General features: G+C 72.4%; 16 protein-coding genes and 1 pseudogene. 9 read left to right on the top strand and 8 right to left on the bottom strand.

Features of this window, described 5'->3' with window-relative positions:
- Positions 1–94: 94 nt before the first annotated feature.
- From ACFW01_RS16445 to ACFW01_RS16425, 5 genes are all read right to left on the bottom strand, one after another.
- Positions 95–1,048 (bottom strand): alpha/beta fold hydrolase, encoded by a 954-nt coding sequence (locus ACFW01_RS16445; RefSeq protein ID WP_384504164.1) that lies wholly within the window; start codon positions 1,046–1,048, stop codon positions 95–97.
- On the bottom strand, positions 1,045–1,533 hold the full coding sequence (locus ACFW01_RS16440; RefSeq protein ID WP_234959530.1) for a phage holin family protein: 489 nt from the start codon (positions 1,531–1,533) through the stop codon (positions 1,045–1,047). The genes ACFW01_RS16445 and ACFW01_RS16440 overlap by 4 nt, the downstream gene beginning before the upstream one ends.
- A 114-nt stretch (positions 1,534–1,647) precedes the next feature.
- The gene (nhaA, locus tag ACFW01_RS16435; protein WP_234959430.1) at positions 1,648–3,072 is read right to left on the bottom strand and encodes a Na+/H+ antiporter NhaA; all 1,425 of its coding nucleotides are present in this window, start codon (positions 3,070–3,072) and stop codon (positions 1,648–1,650) included.
- Positions 3,073–3,284: 212 nt separating this feature from the next.
- Entirely contained in the window at positions 3,285–5,240 is a 1,956-nt protein-coding gene (gene acs / locus ACFW01_RS16430; RefSeq protein ID WP_234959431.1) for an acetate--CoA ligase, read from the bottom strand.
- A 207-nt stretch (positions 5,241–5,447) separates the two neighbouring features.
- The gene (locus ACFW01_RS16425) at positions 5,448–7,817 is read right to left on the bottom strand and encodes a bifunctional SulP family inorganic anion transporter/carbonic anhydrase (protein ID WP_384504162.1); all 2,370 of its coding nucleotides are present in this window, start codon (positions 7,815–7,817) and stop codon (positions 5,448–5,450) included.
- 318 nt (positions 7,818–8,135) lie between these two features.
- Here ACFW01_RS16425 and ACFW01_RS16420 point away from each other — a divergent pair, with 318 nt between their 5' ends.
- Complete coding sequence (locus ACFW01_RS16420) at positions 8,136–9,416, top strand: hypothetical protein (RefSeq protein ID WP_234959433.1); 1,281 nt, start codon at positions 8,136–8,138, stop codon at positions 9,414–9,416.
- A 22-nt stretch (positions 9,417–9,438) separates the two neighbouring features.
- Here ACFW01_RS16420 and ACFW01_RS16415 read toward each other — a convergent pair whose 3' ends face one another.
- On the bottom strand, positions 9,439–10,419 hold the full coding sequence (locus ACFW01_RS16415; protein ID WP_234959434.1) for an ATP-binding protein: 981 nt from the start codon (positions 10,417–10,419) through the stop codon (positions 9,439–9,441).
- A gap of 111 nt (positions 10,420–10,530) precedes the next feature.
- Between ACFW01_RS16415 and ACFW01_RS16410 the strand changes: the two genes are divergently transcribed.
- A complete protein-coding gene (locus ACFW01_RS16410) occupies positions 10,531–11,355 on the top strand; it encodes an oxidoreductase (RefSeq protein ID WP_122616807.1) in 825 nt (274 codons plus the stop codon).
- Positions 11,356–11,700: 345 nt separating this feature from the next.
- On the opposite strand, the gene ACFW01_RS16405 is transcribed toward ACFW01_RS16410, so the two are convergent.
- Positions 11,701–12,549 carry an HAD family hydrolase gene (locus ACFW01_RS16405; protein WP_384504159.1) on the bottom strand — a complete coding sequence of 283 codons (849 nt, stop codon included), beginning with the start codon at positions 12,547–12,549 and terminating at the stop codon, positions 11,701–11,703.
- A gap of 582 nt (positions 12,550–13,131) precedes the next feature.
- Here ACFW01_RS16405 and ssd point away from each other — a divergent pair.
- The 7 genes and pseudogenes from ssd to ACFW01_RS16370 all read left to right on the top strand — a co-directional run.
- A complete protein-coding gene (ssd, locus tag ACFW01_RS16400) occupies positions 13,132–14,283 on the top strand; it encodes a septum site-determining protein Ssd (protein ID WP_234959437.1) in 1,152 nt (383 codons plus the stop codon).
- Positions 14,284–14,513: 230 nt separating this feature from the next.
- A complete protein-coding gene (locus ACFW01_RS16395) occupies positions 14,514–15,812 on the top strand; it encodes a TadA family conjugal transfer-associated ATPase (protein ID WP_384504157.1) in 1,299 nt (432 codons plus the stop codon).
- Positions 15,809–16,687: a type II secretion system F family protein gene (locus ACFW01_RS16390; RefSeq protein ID WP_384504155.1), complete on the top strand. Its 879-nt coding sequence runs from the start codon at positions 15,809–15,811 to the stop codon at positions 16,685–16,687. The genes ACFW01_RS16395 and ACFW01_RS16390 overlap by 4 nt, the downstream gene beginning before the upstream one ends.
- The gene (locus ACFW01_RS16385) at positions 16,684–17,484 is read left to right on the top strand and encodes a type II secretion system F family protein (RefSeq protein WP_234959439.1); all 801 of its coding nucleotides are present in this window, start codon (positions 16,684–16,686) and stop codon (positions 17,482–17,484) included. The genes ACFW01_RS16390 and ACFW01_RS16385 overlap by 4 nt, the downstream gene beginning before the upstream one ends.
- 89 nt (positions 17,485–17,573) lie before the next feature.
- Positions 17,574–17,801: a DUF4244 domain-containing protein gene (locus ACFW01_RS16380; protein WP_234959440.1), complete on the top strand. Its 228-nt coding sequence runs from the start codon at positions 17,574–17,576 to the stop codon at positions 17,799–17,801.
- Positions 17,788–18,201, top strand: coding sequence for a TadE family type IV pilus minor pilin (locus ACFW01_RS16375; protein WP_234959441.1), 414 nt, complete (start codon positions 17,788–17,790; stop codon positions 18,199–18,201). Before ACFW01_RS16380 ends, ACFW01_RS16375 begins: the two co-directional genes overlap by 14 nt.
- Positions 18,198–18,533: pseudogene (locus ACFW01_RS16370) on the top strand (Rv3654c family TadE-like protein); the annotation flags it as partial. The gene ACFW01_RS16375 and the pseudogene ACFW01_RS16370, both read left to right, overlap by 4 nt.
- A 157-nt stretch (positions 18,534–18,690) precedes the next feature.
- Here ACFW01_RS16370 and ACFW01_RS16365 read toward each other — a convergent pair.
- Positions 18,691–21,165 carry a DEAD/DEAH box helicase gene (locus tag ACFW01_RS16365; protein ID WP_384504152.1) on the bottom strand — a complete coding sequence of 825 codons (2,475 nt, stop codon included), beginning with the start codon at positions 21,163–21,165 and terminating at the stop codon, positions 18,691–18,693.
- Positions 21,166–21,236: the final 71 nt, after the last annotated feature.

Below are 21,236 nucleotides of genomic sequence, written 5' to 3'. Positions count from 1 at the left end.
ACCGCTCGGCGGGCGCCCAATTGGCCTATGCGCGAGGCAAGTGGCCGTTCATAGGACAAGCGTTCTGGTTCGGATGCGGGGTGCGTTCGTTCCGTCACCGATCGGGTTCGGGATCCTTCAGCCAGTTGATCAGTTCGGTCGAGAACGCGACCGGGTCCTCTTCGTGCGGGAAGTGGCCGAGATCGTCGAACAGCCGCCAGCGGTACGGCGCTTCGACGTACTGCCCGGACCCGGCCGCGCTCCGCGTCCGCATCACAGGGTCGAGCGAACCGTGCAGGTGCAGGGTCGGCACGCGCACCGGCCGCTTCATGCGGCGGTAGAACTGGATGCCGTCCGGACGGGCCAGCGAACGCACCAGCCAGCGGTACGGCTCGACGGAGCAGTGCGCCGTGGACGGGACGCACATCGCGCGCCGGTACGCCGTCACCGCCTCCTCGTCCAGCAGCCGCGGCCCCGACCAGTCGTGGAGCAGCCGGCCGACCAGCGCGCCGTCGTCCGCGGTGAGCTGACGCTCCGGCACCCACGGGCGCTGGAACCCCCAGATGTAGGAGCCCGCCCGGCTCTGCCGGACGTCTCCGAGCATGGCCGAGCGCCAGCGCCGGGGGTGCGGCATCGAGGAGACCGCGAGCCGCCGCACCAGCTTGGGCCGCATCGCCGCGGCCGTCCAGGCCAGGTAGCCGCCCAGATCGTGGCCGACCAGCGCGGCGTCGGGCTCGCCGAGCGAGCGGACCACCCCGGTGATGTCCAGGGCCAGGCCGGCGGGGTCGTAGCCGCGCGGGGTGCGGTCGCTGCCGCCGACGCCGCGCAGGTCCATGGCGACCGCGCGGAATCCGGCGTCGGCGAGCGCCACGAGCTGGTGCCGCCAGGTCCACCAGAACTGGGGGAAGCCGTGCAGCAGCAGCACCAGCGGCCCGTCGCCCAGCTCGGCGATGTGGAAGCGCGCGCCGTTGGCCGCGACGTCCCGGTGGATCACCTCGTGGCCGCCGGGCATGGCCGGCCGGACGACCGAGGTGGGGGGCGGGCCCGAAGGGGTGGTGGAGCCGGTCATGAGGACGAGCGTGCCACAGCCTCGATGGCTTCGGGGGACCGGTCCGCGGGCAGTTCCGGACGCGGGTGCGGCTTGGCGTTCTGCAGTACGCCCGCCGACTGCTTCACCGAGGCGGCGACCTTCTGCGGGCCCTTGCCCTTCTTGGCCTTCTTCGCGAAGACGATGCCGATCAGCGCGAGGAGGGCCGCGACGAGGACGTTCGCCGCGAAGGACAGCAGGAAGCAGACGGCCATGTTCCAGCCGCTCCAGGTCCGGATGGCGTAGGCGAGCGCGAAGCTCAGCATCGGCAGCGAGAACAGGAGGACGGCCCCGGCCGCGGAGAACGCGCCGCCGCTCGTCGCCCCGCGCTTGACGTCCTGCCTCAGCTGCGCCTTGGCCAGTGCGATCTCGTCGTGCACGAGCGCCGACAATTCGGTGGTCGCCGAGGCGAACAGCTGGCCGATGCTGCGTTCGGTGCCGACCGGGCTGCCGTCGGGTGCGCTCATCGCGGTCTCCCTCTTCTGCTGGCTCATCTGCGTACGGTTTCGTGACGCCGTCCTCGGCCCCGATACGTCCGGTCCGAGTGCGAACGGTCCCGTCTTCTGTACCGTCTCGTCAGATCATGCCGGACCGCCGCCCTCATCGCCTGCCCCGCCCTTCACTTCGGCAAGCCGTGCGGTCTCCATCTCCTCGGCGATCCGGCGGTGCTCGGCGGCCTTCTTGTCGTAGATGGCGGCCACGCGCAGGTGGTAGGCGGGGTCGTCCTCCTCGTAGATGTCCGGTACGCCGCTGAGGTCGTCGTCGCGCTCCTCGTTGGCCACCAACCCGCGGTACTTGGCGTTCCGTATCTTCAGCAGCACCGTCGCCAGGCCCGCCGCGATCAGCGAGCCGGTGAGGACGGCGGCCTTCACCTCGTCCGTCAGCGCCGCGTCGCCCTCGAAGGCCAGCTCGCCGATGAGCAGCGAGACGGTGAACCCGATGCCGGCCAGCGTCGCCACCGCGAACACGTCGGCCCATTCGAGGTCGTCGCTGAGCGAGGCCTTGGTGAAGCGCGCGGTCAGCCAGGTGCCGCCGAAGATGCCGACCGTCTTGCCGAGCACGAGGCCCAGCACCACACCGAGGGTCTCCGGCCTGGTGAACACGTCGGCGAGCGCTCCACCCGAGATGGACACACCCGCGCTGAACAGCGCGAAGAGCGGCACGGCCAGGCCCGCCGACAGCGGGCGCACCAGGTGCTCGATGTGCTCGCCCGGCGAGTGCTCCTCGCCCTCGTTCCGGTGGCAGCGCAGCATCAGACCCATCGCGACACCGGCGATGGTGGCGTGGATGCCGCTGTTGTACATCAGCCCCCAGATCACGAGGCCGAGCGGGACGTACACGTACCAGCCGCGCACGCCCTTGCGCAGCAGCAGCCAGAAGACGCCGAGGCCGACGACCGCGCCGCCCAGGGCGGCGAAGTTCAGGTCGGACGTGAAGAAGACCGCGATGATCAGGATCGCGAACAGGTCGTCGACGACCGCGAGCGTCAGCAGGAACGCGCGCAGGGCACTCGGCAGGGACGTGCCGATGACGGCGAGCACCGCGAGCGCGAAGGCGATGTCGGTGGCGGTGGGCACGGCCCAGCCGGCCAGGGAGCCGCCGCCCGTGGTGGCGGTGACGGTGTAGACGAGGGCCGGTACGACCATGCCGCACAGGGCGGCCACCACGGGGAGGGCGGCGGCCTTGGGGTCCTTGAGGTCACCGGCGACGAGTTCGCGCTTGAGCTCGATGCCGGCGACGAAGAAGAAGATCGCCAGGAGCCCGTCGGCGGCCCAGTGTGCGACGGAGAGGTCCAGGCCGATGGCCGCGGGGCCGAAGTGGAAGTCGCTGACGCTCTCGTAGCTGTCGTGCAGCGCCGGTATGTTCGTCCACACCAGTGCGGCGACCGCGGCGACCAGCAGCAGCACACCGCCGAGGGTCTCGGTGCGCAGCGCCTCCGCGACGTAGTTCCGTTCCGGGAGGGACAGGCGTCCGAAGGCTTTGCGGGGGGTGTGGGGCGCGGTCACGGGGCAGACCTCCGGTCTGTGGGCAGCACTGAAGCACTCGCCGACCAGACTTCCCGGCACACCATGAGGATCTTGTGGGTTCTCTTACGCGCTTTTTAGGGTACCCAAACCCTGGCGCGGTGGCCGGGTGATCTTTGCAACTGTGCATAAGGGTGCCAAGCGCGCGAAAAGGGCACCCGGCGGTGTCGCCGGGTGCCCTCGGAACGGGTGGTTCAGTCCTCGCTGGGTGCCGCGGGGAGCTTCGTCTGGATGAGGTCCATGACGGTGGAGTCGGTCAGGGTGGTGACGTCTCCGAGCTGGCGGTTCTCCGCCACGTCCCGCAGCAGGCGCCGCATGATCTTGCCGGAGCGGGTCTTCGGCAGCTCGGCCACCGGCAGGATCCGCTTGGGCTTGGCGATCGGGCCGAGCGCGGTGCCGACGTGGCCTCGCAGCTCGGCGACCAGGTCCTCGGACTCCGCCGCCGTGCCGCGCAGGATCACGAAGGCCACGATGGCCTGTCCGGTCGTCTCGTCGGCCGCGCCGACCACGGCCGCCTCGGCGACCGAGGGGTGGGAGACGAGGGCCGACTCGACCTCGGTGGTGGAGATGTTGTGGCCGGAGACGAGCATCACGTCGTCGACCCGGCCGAGGAGCCAGATGTCGCCGTCGTCGTCCTTCTTGGCGCCGTCGCCCGCGAAGTACCTGCCCTCGAAACGCGACCAGTACGTGTCGATGAACCGCTGGTCGTCGCCCCAGATGGTGCGCAGCATCGACGGCCACGGCTCGGTGAGGACCAGGTAGCCGCCTCCGCCGTTCGGCACCTCGTTCGCCTCGTCGTCGACGACGGTGGCGGAGATGCCGGGCAGCGCGCGCTGGGCGGAGCCGGGCTTGGCCTCGGTCACGCCGGGCAGCGGTGTGATCATCATCGCGCCGGTCTCGGTCTGCCACCAGGTGTCCACGACCGGGGTCGCGTCCGCGCCGATGTTCTTGCGGTACCAGACCCATGCCTCGGGGTTGATCGGCTCGCCGACCGAGCCGAGGACGCGCAGGGAGGACAGGTCGAACTTCGCGGGGATGTCGTCGCCCCACTTCATGAACGTCCGGATCGCGGTGGGCGCGGTGTAGAGGAGGGAGACCTTGTACTTCTGCACGATCTCCCAGAACCGGCCCTGGTGCGGGGTGTCCGGGGTGCCCTCGTACATGACCTGCGTCGCGCCGTTGGCCAGCGGGCCGTAGACGATGTAGGAGTGCCCGGTGACCCAGCCGACGTCGGCGGTGCACCAGTAGACGTCGGTCTCCGGCTTGAGGTCGAAGACCGCCCAGTGCGTGTACGCCGTCTGGGTGAGGTAGCCGCCGGAGGTGTGCAGGATGCCCTTGGGCTTACCCGTCGTACCGGACGTGTAGAGGATGAACAGCGGGTGCTCGGCGTCGAACGCCTCGGGCGTGTGCTCGGCCGGCTGCCGGTCGACGGTCTCGTGCCACCACTTGTCGCGGGAGTCGTCCCAGGCGACGTCCTGCCCGGTGCGGCGGACGACGAGCACGTGCTCGACGATGCCGGCCCGCTCGGCGGCCTCGTCGACGGCAGGCTTGAGCGCGGACGGCTTGCCGCGCCGGTAGCCGCCGTCGGAGGTGATGACGACCTTGGCGTCGGCGTCCTGGATGCGGGTGGCGAGGGCGTCGGAGGAGAAGCCGCCGAAGACCACCGAGTGGGCGGCGCCGATCCGGGCGCAGGCCAGCATGGCGATCGCCGTCTCCGGGATCATCGGCATGTAGACCGCGACCCGGTCGCCCTTCTGCACGCCCAGCTCCAGCAGGGCGTTGGCGGCCTTGGAGACCTCGTCCTTGAGCTCGGCGTAGGTGACGGAGCGGCTGTCGCCGGGCTCGCCCTCGAAGTGGATGGCGACGCGGTCGCCGTGCCCGGCCTCCACGTGCCGGTCGACGCAGTTGTAGGCGACGTTGAGCTTGCCGTCCTTGAACCACTTGGCGAACGGCGGATTCGACCAGTCGAGCGTCTCGGTCGGCTCCTCGGCCCAGGTCAGCCGGCGGGCCTGCTCGGCCCAGAAACCGAGCCTGTCTGCCTTGGCCCGTTCGTACGCCTCTGCCGTGACGTTGGCGTTCGCGGCCAGGTCGGCGGGGGGTGCGAACCTGCGTTCTTCCTTGAGCAGGTTGGCCAAGGATTCGTTGCTCACGACATCTCCCTTTCTCAGGGTTGTCCGTTGTGTCCCAGGCCACAGCTCATCAGACCCGGGGGGCCGGTGACAAGGGCCGACGGGCAATTGGTTTAGACCTGTCGTGTTCCTTCGCCGCGTTCCCTTCACGGCCCTGGTCACCCGTACCCACGGACGTCGGTGGTGCCGAGTTCAGCCTCTGTAACGCCCGTCACACCCCAGGGGCGGTCAGGCGGTCAGGTCGGTCTCCAGCACCCGCTCGAACACGGCCTCCCCGCCGCCCTCGGCCAGCAGGTACGACTGGGCCTCGCCGACATGGAAGTACATGCCGTGCAGTTCCAGGTCGCCCGTGCCCAGGGCCCGGGACACCGACTCATAAGCCCGCAGGTGCTCCAACTGCTGGACCACGTTGGCCAGGCAGAGCTGCTCCGCCGCGTCGGCGGGCCCGCGTCCCGCGAGCCGGGGCAGGGTGCCGTCGTCCTCGGGCAGGCGCTCCAGGCTCGGCAGCCCGTGCCGCAGCCACCTCTTGAGCGGCGTCTGTCTGCCGCCGGGCTCGGCGCTGAGCAGCGTCTGCATGGCTCCGCACCCGGAGTGCCCGCACACGGTGATGGACCGCACCTTCAGTACGTCCACCGCGTACTCGATCGCGGCGGCCACCGAGTCGTCGCCCTCGTCGCCGGGCAGCGGCACGAAGTTGCCCACATTGCGTACGACGAAGAGGTCGCCGGGGCCGCTGGAGGTGATCATCGATGTGACGACCCGGGAATCGGCGCAGGTCAGGAAGAGCTGGGAGGGCTGCTGTCCCTCCCGGGCCAGCCGGGCCAGCTCGCCGCGGACCAGGGGGGCGGTGTTGCGCTGGAAGGCGCTGATGCCGCGCGCGAGTTCGCGTCCGTCGGCGGCACCGGGGGCCGTGTCGGGGGCGTCGCCGGCGGCGCCGGTGGCATCCGGCCGGCCGGTGCCGGGCGGGGGCGCGGTGGGCGGCCGTTCGCACTGGTGGTTGCGCCAGGGGGTCCAGGGGCGGCAGCGGCAGTTGTCCGTGTCCGCCGGTTCGGAGATGCGGGTGCCGGGACGGCGGCCGGTGATGTCGACGGAGCCGCCCTGCGCGGTGTGCGTCTTCTGCCAGTCCTGCAGCGTCTCGAACGCCGCGTGGTCCATGAACGACCCGTCCAGCTCCACGACGGCGGCCGATCCGTGCGGCACCTGGTGCAGGATCCGGCTGAGCCGGGGCACCGCGAGGAACGTCAACTGGCCCCGTACGTGGACGTGGTGGACGCCTTCGGCCTCGTCGTGGGTGATGCGCATGCGGGTGAGCCGGTGCAGGGCCACGGCGACGGCGACGGCGATGCCCAGGGCAACGCCCTCCAGGACGCCGAGGAACACCACACCGGTGGTGGTGACCGCGTAGACCAGCACCTCACGGTGGCGGGTCACCGTACGGATGTGGTTCAGCGAGACCATCTTGAGGCCGACGGACATCACCAGGGCGGCGAGCGAGGCGAGCGGGATCAGCTCCAGCGCCGGGACCAGCAGGAGCGCGGCGATCACTACGAGAACGCCGTGCAGCATCGTGGAGTTCCGGCTGACGGCGCCCGCCGCCACGTTCGCGGAACTGCGCACGGCCACCCCGGCGATGGGCAGTCCGCCGAGTGATCCGGAGACGATGTTGGCGGCGCCCTGTCCGAGCAGCTCGCGGTCGAGGTTGGAGCGCTCGACGCGGCCGGTCGGCCCCGGCCGGGCGGCGACCAGCTTGTCCACGGCGACCGCGCCGAGCAGGGACTGCACACTGCACACCAGCGTGGTGGTGAGGACGGCCGCGACCAGCCCGAGCACCGGACCCTCGGGCAGCGTCGCCAGTGCGTGACTGCTCCAGGACGGCAGGTCGACCTTGGGCAGGCGGAGTCCGGCGAGGGCGGCGACCGCGGTGGCGCCCGCGACGGCGATCAGGGCGGCCGGCATCTTGCCCAGGAGCCGCCCGGCCCGGCCCGGAACACGGGGCCAGAACGTCAGCAGGGTCAGCGTCAGCACGCTCACCGCCACGTCGGCCGGGCGCAGGTTCGCCAGTTGCGCGGGGAGCGCGACCAGGTTGTCGGGCACGGAACTCTGCGGGGTGCCGCCGAGGACGATGTGCAGCTGGGCGACGGCGATGGTGACGCCGATGCCGGCGAGCATGCCGTGCACGATGGCGGGGCTCACCGCGAGGGCCGAACGGGCCACGCGCAGGCATCCGAGGCCCAGTTGGGCGAGGCCGGCGACGACGGTGATGGCGCAGGTCGTGCGCCATCCGTACTGCTGGATGAGGTCGGCGGTGACCACGGTGAGGCCGGCGGCGGGGCCGCTGACCTGCAGGGGGCAGCCGCCGATCCGCCCGGCGACGATCCCGCCCACCGCGGCGGCGACGAGGCCTGCCTGGAGGGGGGCGCCGGTGGCGAGGGCGATGCCCAGGGAGAGGGGCAGGGCGATCAGGAAGACCGCGATGGCGGCCGACACGTCGGCGCCCGCGACGCGGAAGCGCCGGGGGCCGCGGGGCGGCGGGCTGTGCGGTGGGTGGACGTGCTCGGCACGGGCCGAATCGGCGTGGGCGGGGACGCAGGCTGACATCTTTTCCCGTCTCCTCCGGGGCTGCGCGGTCGCGGTCATGCGGCCGTGGGTCACGGCGTACAGCGGCGGGATGCCAGAGCGCTCGGTGATTGCGCTCAGTAAACAGAGCGTAATTCAGAGTAAAGAAAAGGCATAGGCTTTTCGCGCAAATGGAGTAATGGACCGCTCGACCGAGTGAACCGGTTATTTCATCGGCTTGTCGTACTAATTCCCTCTCATTTCCGTGTCACCTTGACGGCGCTGACGGCACGGCCCGGCTCAGCACCCGACATCGCCTCGTCGGCGTTGGCCCGAGAGAAGGAAGAAGGTGGGCGGAACATGGCCACCACCCACAGGATGGCCGCGTGCACCGTGGTCGCGGCGGTCTGCGCCTCCGCGCTCGCCGGTTGCGCGCTCGACAGCGGCAGCGGTTCCGGCGAAGGGACACACGGCTCGCAGAGGGAAAGGAAGGAAGCCGCCCCGGCGCCGAAGAACGCGGTCCGGCTGATCGGCGACGGTTCCACCGCGTACACCGGGGCGCAGCCGCACCTGCCGCGCCCCGAACGGCTCAAGCCCGGCCAGAAGCCACCGCAGTTCGTGGTCTTCTCGTGGGACGGCGCGGGTGAGGACAGTCAGAAATTGTTCTCCCACTTCCGTGAAGTGGCCAAGGAGAACAACGCCACGATGACGTACTTCCTGAGCGGCGTGTATCTGCTGCCGAAGGAGAAGCGGGACCTGTACAGGCCGCCGCAGCATTCCCCGGGCCGCTCCGACATCGGCTTCAACGACGAGCAGGGCATCGCCGACACCGTCGAGCAGTTGCGTCTGGCGTGGCTGGAGGGCAACGAGATCGGCACCCACTTCAACGGGCACTTCTGCGGCGCCGGCGGCGGCGTCGGCGAGTGGTCGGTCGAGGAGTGGAAGGACGAGATCAGCCAGGCCAAGCAGTTCGTGAAGTCCTGGAAGACCAACACCGGGACGAGGAACGCGTCGCCCCTTCCGTTCGACTACGACAAGGAGCTGATCGGCGCCCGCACCCCGTGCCTGGAGGGCCAGAAGAACTTCGTGCGGGCCGCGAGCGAGATGGGCTTCCGCTACGACAGCAGCGGCGTCAACAACCAGGTCTGGCCGGCCAAGAAGCAGGGCCTGTGGGACCTCTCGATGCAGCTCGTGCCGTTCCCCGGCCACTCCTACGAGCAGCTCACCATGGACTACAACTACATGGTCAACCAGTCGGGCACCACCACCCAGGGCGACCCCGCCAAGCGGGAGTTCTGGGGCGACCAGATGCGTGACAGCCTGCTCCAGGGCTTCCGGCGGGCCTACGACGGCAACCGCGCACCCCTGATCATCGGTAACCACTTCGAGTCCTGGAACGGCGGCACCTACATGCGCGCCATCGAGGAGGCCATCGAGCAGATGTGCAACGAGAAGGAGGTGCGCTGCGTCTCCTTCCGGCAGCTCGCGGACTGGCTGGACGCACAGGATCCGAAGGTCCTGAAGAAGCTGCGCACCCTCGGCGTCGGCGAGGCCCCCGCGAAGGGCTGGGCGCCCTTCCTGTCGGCCGCGCCCGCACCGGCGCCGAAGGGCGTCCCCGGGGCACCGGCCGCCAAGCAGTAGCCAGACGGCCCCCGCGCGGGGGTCACACGGGGGCGGCGACCTCCTCGCCGAGCACGAAGCCGGGGTCGACCTGCGCCGCCAGGTCGGCCCCGGTGCGCTCGTTGCCCCAGCTCTGGGCGTTCTTCAGGTGGAAGTGGACCATCTGGCGCGTGTAGCGCTCCCAGTCCCGCGACTCGTACGTCTCGTCCGCGGCCGTGCGCAAGGCGCGCAGCGCACGGCCGTTGACGTCCTCCAGGAGGTCGAACCGGGGCGGGCGGCCCTTCTCCATGGCGCGCACCCAGTCCGAGTGCCCGACGGTCACCAGGAGGTCGTCGCCGACCTGTTCGCGCAGGAAGTCGAGGTCGTCCGGTCCCTGCACCTTGTTGCCGACGACCTTCAGGGTGACGCCGAAGTCGCGGGCGTACTCCTTGTACTGCCGGTAGACGGAGACGCCCTTCCGGGTCGGCTCGGCGACGAGGAACGTGATGTCGAAGCGGGTGAACATGCCGGAGGCGAACGAGTCCGAGCCGGCGGTCATGTCGACCACGACGTACTCGTCACGGCCGTCGACCAGGTGGTTCAGGCACAGCTCCACCGCTCCCGTCTTGGAGTGGTAGCAGGCCACTCCCAGGTCGGCGTCGGTGAAGGGGCCGGTGACCATCAGACGGACGGCCCCGCCGTCGAGCTGGACCGGCCGGGCGCAGGCGTCGTACACCGGGTTGTCCTCGCGCACCCGCAGCAGGCGTGAGCCCTCGCCGGGCGGCGTCGTCTTGATCATCGTCTCGGCGGAGGAGATGCGCGGATTGGTGCCGCGCAGGTGGTCCTTGATCAGCGGCAGGTGCGCGCCCATCGCGGGCAGCGCGGCCGACTCCGCCTCGTCGAGGCCCAGCGCGGCCCCGAGGTGCTGGTTGATGTCGGCGTCGATCGCGACGACGGGTGCGCCGCCGGCGGCGAGATGGCGGACGAACAGGGAGGACAGGGTGGTCTTTCCGCTGCCGCCCTTCCCAACGAAACCAATTTTCATGTTCACCAAGCGTAGCTGCTCGATAGCTTTCCGTGTCACACGGGGCCGGTAATACGTGAAGAAGACCACTCATTCGTGGGGTGCGGCGCCGGGATGCGTAGGGTCGTACTCATGAGTACGACAGGCGCGACCGCCGATCCGCTCGCGGCCCTGGGCGCACTGCCCGGCGTGGCCGAGTCCGTGGAGTCCGTGCGCAAGGCCGTGGACCGCGTCTACGGCCACCGGATCATGCGGCGCCGCAGCAACGAGATCACCTCCGAGGCGGCCCTGCGCGGCGCCCGGGGCTCGGCCGCGCTGTCCGGCGCGGACTGGGCCCTGGAGGAGGTCCGCAGGCGGACCGACTTCAGCGGTGACGCCGAGGCACGCGCGGTGGGCGCGGCCCTGCGGCTGACCGCCGAGGCGGGGCAACTGCTCTCCATCTGGCGTCAGTCGCCGCTGCGGGTGCTGGCCCGGCTGCACCTGGTCGCGGCCGCCGACAAGGCGGACCAGGTGGGACGGCCCCGCCAGGAGGGCGAGCCGGTGGACGAACCGCTCGTCGAACTGCCGCTGCCCGGCGCCGGGGAGGCGCACGGCCGGCTGGACGGGCTCGCCGCGCTGGTCACGGCGGGCGGCTCCGCGCCGGCGCTGGTGACGGCCGCCGTCGTGCACGGTGAACTCCTGGCCCTGCGGCCCTTCACCTCCCACAACGGGCTGGTCGCGCGCGCGGCCGAGCGCATCGTCCTGGTCGGCAGCGGCCTCGACCCCAAGTCGGTCTGCCCGGCCGAGGTCGGCTACGCCGAACTGGGGCGCGCGCCCTACCTGGCGGCGCTCGACGGCTACGTTTCGGGGACTCCCGAGGGCATGGCCGCCTGGATCGCCCACTGCGGCAGGGCGGTGACACTGGGCGCGCGCGAGTCGACAGCGGTGTGCGAGGCGCTCCAGCGCGGGGCGGCATAGGCGCCGGGCAGAGAAATGCGGCGGTACGAAGGTTCGTACCGCCGCTGGCATGTCCACCGGGGTACCAAGCGTCCTCGGTGTGTTGCCCATCAGGCCGGGTACTTTGCCCGTCACCTGGTGCGGCTGGCCCGTAATCGACGGGTCGACGTCGCGTGGGTGCCCAGTGGCCATGCTCGGTCCGTGGGGCCAAATGCGTTCTCTAAGGTGATCCTTTCGGATGTCCTTGGTCTCGCGGGCCGTTGATTCCTTTGTACTCCTGCCCCCGGACAAGCGGAAGTGCTCGCCGCACTTCTTTACTTTTGCGCTCATACGCGGGTGAAAGGGCCCTACTGGATCGGCGTGCCGTCAGGCTGCCGCCGCGGACCTCCGTCGGCTCGCGTACCAGACGAGGCCCGCGGTGGCCGCCGCGGCGCCGACCGCCGCGGCGGCCACCAGGGCCGGGCGGGGCGGGACGGAGAACCCTCGGATCCGCTGCTTGAGCCGCACCGGCCGGTGGAAGTCGAGAATCGGCCACCCGCGCGTGAGGGCCTCGCGGCGCAGCGCCCGGTCCGGGTTCACCGCGTGGGGATGGCCGACGGCCTCCAGCATCGGCAGGTCGGTCGCCGAGTCGCTGTAGGCGTAGCAGCGGGACAGGTCGTAGCCCTCCGACCCGGCCAGCTCTCGGATCGCCGCCGCCTTCGTGGGCCCGTACGCGTAGTACTCCACCTCTCCGGTGAAGCAGCCGTCGTCGCCCACGATCATGCGGGTCGCCACCACCCGGTCCGCGCCCAGCAGTTCACCGATCGGTTCGACGACCTCGGCGCCCGACGTGGAGACGATCACGACGTCGCGGCCGGCGGTGTGGTGCTCCTCGATCAGGGAGGCGGCCTCGTCGTAGATGATCGGGTCGATCAGGTCGTGCAGGGTCTCGGCGACCAGTTCCTTGACCAACTGGACGTTCCAGCCCCGGCACAGTGCGGACAGGTACTCCCGCATCCGCTCCATCTGGTCGTGGTCGGCCCCTCCGGCGAGGAAGACGAACTGGGCGTATGCGGTACGCAACACAGCCCTGCGGTTGATCAGTCCGCCTTGGTAGAACGACTTGCTGAACGTCAGTGTGCTCGACTTCGCAATGACCGTCTTGTCCAGGTCGAAGAAGGCCGCTGTGCGAGGCATGGAGTGGGGCAAGGAGGGGTTTTCCACGACCCCGAGCATAGGCGCAGCCCATTCGGCGTAAGGTGGGGCGTGTGGGTTTGCCTGAGAAGGCTCTCGGGTACACCATGGAAGTCACGGATCGTTCGCGACCGTGCTAACCCGGTCCGACTCCTCCCCCCCCGAGTCGGCCGTGGAGACGACCCCCGCTCTCCCCCCCGGCGGGGGTCGTCGCATGTCCGGGTGGGTTTTCCGGCTCTCGTCCCGTTCCGGTCTCCGTGTCGTGGTGACGTACGGGGTCCTGTTGTCATGCCCATGAGCGACTACTCAGTGTAGTCGTCGGGCTGCTCTGCGGCAGCCGCGCACGGGTTCGGGCGCGGTGTGGACGGGGTGTGGGCGCGAGTACGGGAAGCCCGGCAGGGCTCACCGGTTTGAGTGACGGCGATATTCACAATCGTCAACTTGTCCACAGTTTTGGACCAAGATCCACACTATTTCCGCGTTCGCCGCACCGTGATTCCCATGCGTCCGGGCCGCGCCGACTTCATGGCCGGATCTCTTTGCCGGACGCGTCATGTCGGCCGTTCAGGCGGGGACCGCTTTCCGGTTCTCCCCACGGCCGCGAATCGAAGGGGGAAGCGAACCATGGCCGGAAACATCACGCACGATCCGCCGCCCACCGCGGGAGGGCGGCACGGCGGGCCGCTGATCGTCACCGAGGACACCGAACTCCTCGACGATCTGCTGCGCCTGTGCGCCGCGGCCGGCGCCACACCGGAGGTGCACCACTCGCTGCCGGCGGTGTCGGGGGCGTCCGCCGGGGGGACCGGGGGCGGTACGTCCGGACAGCTCGGGCGCTGGGAGGCCGCGCCGCTCGTGATCGTCGGTGACGACGCCGCGCGGCGCGTGCGCGGAGCGGCGCGGAGGCGGGGCGTGGTCCTCGTCGGCCGCGACCAGGACGACTCCGGGGTCTGGCAGCGGGCCGTCGAGATCGGCGCCGACCACGTCCTGGTGCTGCCCGACGGCGAGCAGTGGCTGGTCGACCGCATCGCCGACGTCACCGAGGGCGTCGGCCGGCCGGCCCTCACCGTCGGCGTCATCGGCGGCCGGGGCGGCGCGGGAGCGTCGACGCTGGCCTGCGCGCTCGCCGTCACCTCCGCGCGGGAGGGGATGCGCAGCCTGCTGGTGGACGCCGATCCGCTGGGCGGGGGTCTGGACGTCCTCCTCGGCGGTGAGACCGCCGACGGTCTGAGGTGGCCCGCGTTCGCCGCCTCGCGCGGACGCGTCGGGGGCGGCGCCCTGGAGGAGTCGCTGCCGGAGCTGCATGCGCTGCGGGTGCTCAGCTGGGACCGGGGCGACTGCGTCGCGGTACCGGCGCAGGCCGTCCGCGCGGTGCTCGCCGCGGCCCGGCGCAGGGGCGGCACGGTCGTCGTCGACCTGCCGCGCCGGATCGACGACGGCGTCGCGGAGGTCCTCGCCCAGCTCGACGTCGGGATCCTCGTCGTCCCCGCCGAGCTGCGGGCCGTCGCGGCGGCCGGCCGGGTGGCCACCGCGGTCGGCATGGTCCTGCGCGACCTCCGCGTCGCGGTACGCGGGCCGTACGCCTCCGGACTCGACGACCGCGAGGTGGCCCGGCTGCTCGGACTGCCCCTGGCCGGCGAGGTGCCGGTCGAGTCGGGACTCCTGCGCGCCACGGAGAGCCGACGCCCACCGGGCACGTCCGCCCGCGGACCCCTGGCGCGCTTCTGCCGGGAGTTCTGGGACCGGGCGCTGGTGGAGACGGGGGGTGCGGTGTGAGCGCGGTGGGTTCGGTCTTCGCGGGGGAGCTGGGCGGGGGAGTGGGTGCCGTGGACGAGGGATCCGGAGGGCGCGGTTCCGAGACGCCGAGGGGGCGGACTGCCGGAGTCGTCCCCGGCTGGGCCTCCCGGACGCCCTCGGGTGGCGCCGGTCCGGTCCGGACGGCCGGTTCGGTCCGGTCGGCCGGTTCGGTCGCGGGTGGGTCTCAGGGATCGGCTCCCGCTCCCGGGATGCTCGACGGGGTGCGGAGGTGGCTGGCCGAGAGCGGGGCGGAGCCGACACCCGCGCGCGTGGCGCAGGCCCTGCGCGAACAGGGGCGGGTGCTCGGGGACGCCGAGATCCTCGGCACGGCGGCCCGGCTCAGGTCGGAACTGGTCGGCAGTGGGCCACTGGAACCGCTGCTCGCCGACCCGTCGGTGACCGACGTGCTGGTCTCCGCACCGGACCGGGTCTGGGTCGACCGGGGCGGTGGTCTGGAACTCACGCCGGTCTCCTTCCCGGACGCCGGGGCGGTACGGCGGCTCGCCCAGCGCCTCGCCACCGTCGCCGGACGAAGGCTCGACGACGCCCGGCCGTGGGTGGACGCCCGGCTGCCCGACGGCACCCGGCTGCACGCGGTGCTGCCACCGGTCGCCGTCGGCTGCACCTGCCTGTCGCTGCGGGTGGTGCGCCCGCGCGCGTTCACGCTCGACGAGCTGGCGGCGGCGGGGACCGTGCCGCCGGGCGGGGACCGGGTGCTGCGCGCCCTGTTGCGAGCCCGGCTGTCGTTCCTCGTCAGCGGAGGCACGGGCAGCGGCAAGACGACGCTCCTGAGCGCGTTGCTGGGGCTCGTCGGACCGGACGAGCGCATCGTGCTGGCCGAGGACTCGGCCGAACTGCGGCCGGATCACCCGCATGTCGTCCGCCTGGAGACCAGACCCGCCAACCAGGAGGCCGCGGGCCTGGTCACCCTTGAGGACCTGGTCCGGCAGGCGCTGCGCATGCGCCCGGACCGGCTGGTCGTGGGCGAGGTGCGCGGCCCCGAAGTGGTCCATCTGCTCGCGGCGTTGAACACCGGTCACGAAGGCGGGTGCGGGACGGTGCACGCCAACGCCGCCGCCGACGTACCGGCCCGGCTGGAGGCGCTCGGCACGGCGGCCGGCCTGGACCGCGCGGCCCTGCACAGCCAGCTCGCCGCCGCCCTCTCGGTCGTCCTGCACCTGGTCCGCGACCGGACCGGCGGGCGTCGGATCGCCGAGGTGCACGTACTGGAGCGGGACCCGTCGGGGCTGGTGCGGACGGTACCGGCCCTGCGGTGGGGCACGTCGGCCTTCGTGGCCGAACGCGGTTGGGAGCGGCTGCGGGAGCTGCTGCGTGGCGAAGGGCGCGGAGAGCTCGGAGGGCTCGGAGGGCTCGGAGGGTTCCGGGGACTCGACGGATTCGGAGGGCCAGGAGGAGCCGGAAGGCTCGATGGAGTCGGAGGACTCGAAGGAGCCGGAGGGATCGACGGGCTCGACGGGCGGACCCGTAGGACGGGAGGCGGGCGATGACGGTGACCGGAGCGGGTGAGCTGTCGACGGGTGTGGCCCTGGCGTGCCTGGGGACCGCCGCCTGGCTGGCGGGCGGATGGCACTCCGGCGTACGACGCGCGCGGGCGGTGCTGGCGAAAAGGGCTGAGGGCGGGACCGGACCGCCCTCGGTGCGCCGGGTGACGGAGCGGCTGTGGCGGGCCCTTGGCCGGCTGGGGTTCGAGTGGTGGTCCCCGGCCGCGGGGCTGGTGCTGGCGCTGCTGGGCGCCTCGGTGCTGCCGCTGCTCGCGGGAGCGGCCGGGGTGCCGGTACTGCGGCGGACGCGGCTGGCCGGCGATGAGAGGCGGGCCCGGGAGCGGCGGCAGGACGCGGTGCTCGCGCTCTGCGGAGCGCTCGCCGGGGAAGTGCGGGCGGGCCGGCAGCCGGGCGAGGCGCTGTTGTGCGCCGAGCGTGACTCCGGCGGGCTGGGGGACGCGCAGGCCGCCGTGCTGGCGGCGGCCCGGTTCGGCGGGGACGTTCCCGCGGCGCTCGCGGCGGCGGCGCGGCAGCCGGGCGCCGAGGGGCTGCGGGGTCTCGCCGCCTGCTGGCGGGTCGCCGTCGACCAAGGGGCGGGGCTGGCCGCGGGACTCGACCGGCTGGAGGCCGCGTTGCGTGCCGAACGGGATCAGCGCTCCGACCTGCGCGCCCAGTTGGCGGGCGCCCGGGCCACGGCGGTGATGCTCGCGGGTCTGCCGGTCCTCGGTCTCCTGCTCGGCGTCGCTCTCGGCGCCGATCCGCTGCACGTGCTGCTGCACACCGGAGCGGGGCTCGGCTGCCTGCTGGCCGGCGGGCTGCTGGAGGGCCTGGGCGTGTGGTGGGTGACGCGGATCGTGCGCGGAGCGGAGGCGGTGTCGTGAGCGGTGACGTTGTCCACAGGCTGGGGGTGGTGGTGGGGGTTCTGGCGGCGGTCGTCTGGCCGGCGCGGATGCTCGGAGCCGCGCGGCGGGAGCGGACGGTGCACAGGCGGCTCACGGGGCTGCTGACGCCGGTCCCGGTCGCCGTGACGCCACGACGCACCGAGGAGGTGAGGGCCCTCGCCCGCGCGTGGCTGCCGCTGCTGGGCACGGTGTGTGCCGGCTGGGTCGCGGTCGGGGGTGCCGTCGGTGCCGTCGTGGGACTGGCGGGCGCGGCGTGGCTGTGGCGGCGACGCTCCCGACGTCCGGCCGCCGGTACGTCCGAGGCGGGGACAACCGCCGCACAGGCCGCGCGTCAACTGCCCTTGGCGGCCGATCTGGTGGCGGCCTGTGTCGCCGCGGGAGCGAGTCCGGTGACCGCCGCGCGGGCGGTCGGGGACGCCTTGGACGGGCCCGTGGGAGAGGCGTTGGGGCGGGGCGCCGCGGAGGTGCGACTCGGCGGTGAACCGGAGCGTGCCTGGCGGGGGTTGGCCGAGATTCCGGGCGCCGGTCCGCTGGCGCGGCTGCTGGAACGGGCCGACGTCTCGGGACTGCCCGCGGCAGGTCCGGCCGCCCGGCTCGCCGCCCAGGCCCGCGCCGACTGGGCCCGCACCACGACGGCTCGGGCCCGCCGGGCGGCCGTCATGGTCACCGCGCCGGTGGGGCTGTGCTTCCTGCCCGCCTTCATCGCGGTGGGCGTACTGCCGGTCGTCATCGGGCTGGCCGGCGGTGTGCTGGGAGACGGAGGAGGTGGTCGCTGACGGAAGCGGGTGTACCGGCGCGGGCCGGAGAGCGAGTGACCAGAAGGACGAGCGAGTGAACAACGGGACCGAACCTCACGGGGGTTGAGATGTATCAGGCGGTACGGGCACGGCTGCGTGCCCTGGTGTGCGGAGCACGGACGGCGCTGCGGGGACGGGGCGTGGGGCGGGACGCGGGCATGGTCACGTCGGAGTACGCGATGGGGATCGTCGCGGCGGTGGCCTTCGCCGTGGTCCTCTACAAGGTCGTGACGAGCGGTACGGTCAGCGCCGAGTTGCAGGGCATCGTGAAGCGGGCGCTCGATGCGCGGATGTGAGCGGACGGCGGGGACGGAGGCCGTGCCGGCGGCACGCCGGGGGTGCGGCCGCCGCTCGGACGGAGGGTTCGTGACCGCCGAGACGGCCGTGGTGCTGCCGGTGTTGGTGGTGTTCGCGATGGCACTGGTGTGGGGGCTGCTGGTGGTGGCCGCCCAGATCCAGTGTGTGGACGCGGCCCGCGCCGGCGCACGTGCGGCGGCACGCCAGGACCCGGACGGCGCGGTCGTCGAGCTGGCCCGGGAGGCGGCGCCGCGCGGGGCACGCGTCACGGTCGCCCGGGAGGCGGGCCTGGTCCGGGTGACCGTGGTGGCCGAGCCGCCGGCGTTGCACGGCCTGCCTTTCGAGGTACGGGAGGAGGCCGTGGCGCCGGCGGAGCGAGCGGTGGGGGCGGAGCCGTGAGGCGCGCTCACGACCAGGGGTCCGCCACGGTCTGGAGTGTGGGTGCCGTCGCCGTCCTGTGCCTGGTGTTCGGCCTCGTGCTGGCCCTGGGACAGGCGGTGGTGGCCCGGCACCGCGCCGCCGGGGGCGCCGATCTGGCCGCGCTGGCGGCGGCGGACCACTGGGACCGGGGCGGCACGGCGGCGTGTGCCGAGGCCGACCGGGTCGCGCGGGCCCAGGGCGCGCGGTTGGTGCGCTGCGTGCTGACCGGGCAGGTCTCGGACGTGTCGGCGGCGTCGGGCCGGGGCCCCTTCGCGGCGGAGGTCCGTGCGAGGGCGGGCCCGGGCCTGCCCACCGGGCGTCAGCCCACCGAGCCCCGGCCAACCGAAGCCCGGCCCGAACCTCGGCCCACCGAACCCCGCCCCACCGAGCCCCGGCCAACCGACGCCCGGCCCGAACCTCGGCTCACCGAACCCCGCCCCACCGAACCCCGCCCCACCGAACCCTTGCCTACTGGGCCTCCACCGCCGCTGTCGCCGCCTCCGCGCCCCGCAGCAGCACCGTGAGCAGCCGCACCGCCCCCCGCTTGTGCAACGGGTCGTTCCCGTTGCCGCATTTGGGCGACTGGATGCAGGACGGACAGCCGGCGTCGCACTCGCAGGAGGCGATGGCCTCCCGGGTGGCCGTAAGCCATTCACGGGCCGTGTGGAAGGCGCGCTCGGCGAAACCCGCGCCGCCGGGGTGGCCGTCGTACACGAAGACGGTGGGGAGCAGCGTGTCCGGGTGCAGCGGGATCGACACCCCGCCGATGTCCCAGCGGTCGCAGGTCGCGAACAGCGGCAGCATGCCGATGGAGGCGTGCTCGGCGGCGTGCAGGGCGCCGCCGAGGATCTCCGGGTTGATCCGGGCCGCGTCGAGCTGGTCCTCGGTGACCGTCCACCACACCGCGCGCGTGCGCAGCGTCCGAGGCGGGAGGTCGAGCTTCGTCTCGCCCAGGACCTCGCCGGTGATGAGGCGCCGGCGGAGGAAGGAGACCACTTGGTTGGTGACCTCGACGGAGCCGTAGCACAGGCGTCCGTCGCCCCAGGGGACCTCGATGTCGGTCTCCAGGACCGAGATCGCCGTCGTGTCGCGGGCGACCGTCGAGTAGGCGGGGGTGGCCTGTTCGACCAGGGCGACGGAGTCCTCCAGGTCGAGCGAGCGGACGAGATAGGTGCGCCCCTGGTGGAGGTGGACCGCGCCCTCGTGGACGCTCGTGTGGGCGGCACCGGCGTCCACCGTGCCCAGCAGCCGCCCCGTACCGGCCTCGACGACCTGGACCGGACGCCCGCCCTCCCCGCGGATGTCCGTCAGGTCGGCGGCCCGCTCCCGGCGTGTCCAGTGCCAGGCCCGGGTCCGCCGGCGGAGCAGCTTGGCCGCCTCCAGCTGGGGCAGCAGCTCCTCGCAGGCGGGACCGAAGAGCTTCAGGTCCTCCTCGGTCAGGGGCAGCTCGGCCGCCGCCGCGCACAGGTGGGGGGCGAGGACGTAGGGGTTGTCGGGATCGAGGACGGTCGACTCGACGGGCTGGTCGAACAGCGCCTCGGGGTGGTGGACGAGGAAGGTGTCCAGCGGGTCGTCCCGGGCGACCAGCACCGCCAGGGCCCCCTGCCCCGCGCGACCGGCCCGCCCCGCCTGCTGCCACAGGGATGCCCGGGTGCCCGGGTACCCCGCGATCACCACGGCGTCCAGGCCGGAGATGTCGAGGCCCAGTTCGAGGGCGTTGGTCGCCGCGAGACCGAGGAGTTCGCCGGAGTGCAGGGCGCGCTCCAGGGCGCGGCGTTCCTCGGGGAGGTAGCCGCCGCGGTACGCCGCCACGCGCCGGGTCAGGGAGCGGTCGACCTCGGCGAGGCGCTCCTGGGCGATCACCGAGATCAGCTCGGCGCCGCGCCGGGACCGTACGAAGGTGATCGACCGCATGCCCTGGACGGTGAGGTCGGTGAGCAGGTCGGCTGCCTCGGCGGTGGCCGTGCGGCGCACCGGGGCGCCCTTCTCGCCCTCCAGCTCGGTCAGCGGCGGCTCCCACAGGGCGAACACCAGTTCACCGCGTGGTGAGGCGTCGTCCGCGACCTCGACGACCGGGAGCCCGGTGAGCCGGCGGGCCGCCACCGACGGCTCGGCGGCCGTGGCGGAGGCGAGGAGGAACACGGGCGACGCGCCGTAGCGGGCGCACAGTCGGCGCAGCCTGCGCAGCACCTGCGCGACGTGGGAGCCGAAGACGCCGCGGTAGGTGTGGCACTCGTCGACGACGACGTACTTAAGCGATTTCAGGAAGGAGGACCAGCGGGGGTGGGACGGCAGGATGCCGCGGTGCAGCATGTCCGGGTTGGTCAGCACGTAGGTGCCGTACTGGCGGATCCACTCGCGTTCCTCGAACGGCGTGTCGCCGTCGTAGACCGCGGCGCGGACGGCCGTGCCGAGGGGTTGTGAAAGTTCCTTCACCGACCGGCACTGATCGGCCGCGAGCGCCTTGGCCGGGGCGAGGTAGAGGGTGGTGGCGCCGCGTCCGTTGGGGGCCTCGGAGCCGTCCAGCAGCGTCGAGAGCACCGGCACCAGATAGGCCAGCGACTTGCCGGAGGCGGTGCCGGTGGCGACCACCACGGAGTCGCCGTCCAGGGCGTGCTCGGCGACCCGTGCCTGGTGGGCCCACGGGCGTTCGATACCCGCGGCCTGCACGGCGGCGACGACCTCCGGCCGAATCCGGTCCGGCCAGCGGGCATGACGGCCCGCACGCGGGGGCAAGTGCTCCGTATGAGTGATGCGCGCAGCCCGACTCGGTCCCGCGGCGAGCCGGTCCAGGACCGTGCCTGGACCCGGCCGGGAGCCGGGCTCCGCCGGGGGTCGATCGGGTCGGTGATTCTTGGCCATCGGCACCGAGTCTGTCACTGGCGTGACGGACAATGGGACCAAGGCGTCGTGCACGCCTGCCGGTAAGTGATTGAATGCCATCGCGGCTGGCGTACCGTCCTGGGGGCTTCAAGCCGAGGTGTCCCGATGGACGACCGCTCGATAGCAAGGTG

The organism is Streptomyces sp. NPDC058985 (genome assembly GCF_042740985.1).
GTDB lineage: Bacteria > Actinomycetota > Actinomycetes > Streptomycetales > Streptomycetaceae > Streptomyces.
Note: the sequence above shows the minus strand (reverse complement) of the source record. Positions and strands in the feature narration are given on the sequence as shown.

Bases quoted from the DNA above. Each gene is read 5' to 3' on its own strand.
- ACFW01_RS16390 (WP_384504155.1), top strand. From the start codon at position 15,809: ATGACGGTGACCGGAGCGGGTGAGCTGTCGACGGGTGTGGCCCTGGCG.
- ACFW01_RS16405 (WP_384504159.1), bottom strand. From the start codon at position 12,549: ATGCTCGGGGTCGTGGAAAACCCCTCCTTGCCCCACTCCATGCCTCGC.
- ACFW01_RS16410 (WP_122616807.1), top strand. From the start codon at position 10,531: ATGAGTACGACAGGCGCGACCGCCGATCCGCTCGCGGCCCTGGGCGCA.
- ssd (WP_234959437.1), top strand. From the start codon at position 13,132: ATGGCCGGAAACATCACGCACGATCCGCCGCCCACCGCGGGAGGGCGG.
- ACFW01_RS16395 (WP_384504157.1), top strand. From the start codon at position 14,514: ATGCTCGACGGGGTGCGGAGGTGGCTGGCCGAGAGCGGGGCGGAGCCG.
- ACFW01_RS16415 (WP_234959434.1), bottom strand. From the start codon at position 10,419: ATGAAAATTGGTTTCGTTGGGAAGGGCGGCAGCGGAAAGACCACCCTG.
- ACFW01_RS16380 (WP_234959440.1), top strand. From the start codon at position 17,574: ATGTATCAGGCGGTACGGGCACGGCTGCGTGCCCTGGTGTGCGGAGCA.
- ACFW01_RS16425 (WP_384504162.1), bottom strand. From the start codon at position 7,817: ATGTCAGCCTGCGTCCCCGCCCACGCCGATTCGGCCCGTGCCGAGCAC.
- ACFW01_RS16420 (WP_234959433.1), top strand. From the start codon at position 8,136: ATGGCCACCACCCACAGGATGGCCGCGTGCACCGTGGTCGCGGCGGTC.
- ACFW01_RS16375 (WP_234959441.1), top strand. From the start codon at position 17,788: ATGCGCGGATGTGAGCGGACGGCGGGGACGGAGGCCGTGCCGGCGGCA.
- ACFW01_RS16365 (WP_384504152.1), bottom strand. From the start codon at position 21,165: ATGGCATTCAATCACTTACCGGCAGGCGTGCACGACGCCTTGGTCCCA.
- ACFW01_RS16445 (WP_384504164.1), bottom strand. From the start codon at position 1,048: ATGACCGGCTCCACCACCCCTTCGGGCCCGCCCCCCACCTCGGTCGTC.
- ACFW01_RS16440 (WP_234959530.1), bottom strand. From the start codon at position 1,533: ATGAGCGCACCCGACGGCAGCCCGGTCGGCACCGAACGCAGCATCGGC.